At 56.5% G+C, this 409-nt stretch carries 1 protein-coding gene; it reads right to left on the bottom strand.

Features of this window, described 5'->3' with window-relative positions; translation table 11 throughout:
• On the bottom strand, window positions 1-269 hold a 269-nt coding region (locus JS756_RS39160; protein ID WP_205387514.1), incomplete at its 3' end, for a hypothetical protein.
• Between the last annotated feature and the right edge of the window lie 140 nt (window positions 270-409).

Raw genomic sequence — 409 nt, 5'->3', positions numbered from 1 at the left:
TTATGGGCCTGTTGCTGCATAGGAGCTTGGATGGGTGATGGCTGGAAACCAACAGGCGAGGTAATGCTTCCAAAGCTCGGCTGGCTGTGAAGGCTTTGTGCACTCGATTGATGCTGAAGTTGCTGGGGAGTTATGCCGTGGGGAACTCCCTGAACCTGCATCTGCTTCATTAGGGCCTGCTGCTGAGCGAGATGCTCCTTCTGTCGGGCCATCAGATATTGCTCCTCTTGTTTCCTGCGCTCCAGGGCATTCTGTTGCTCGGCTGTCAAGGAAGTACCAAAGCTTGGGAAACAACCCGGGAAAGGCTGTTGGGCAGTGCCCGACGGGGGAGGCGGCTGCCCCCATGGCGTAGAGTTCGGATCAGGTCCATGGGGAATCCCAATATGAGGCACCAAGAAAGGTTCTCGCG

This window comes from Streptomyces actuosus, assembly GCF_016921115.1.
Lineage (GTDB): Bacteria > Actinomycetota > Actinomycetes > Streptomycetales > Streptomycetaceae > Streptomyces > Streptomyces actuosus_A.
This window is presented reverse-complemented; position numbering and strand designations above follow the sequence as displayed.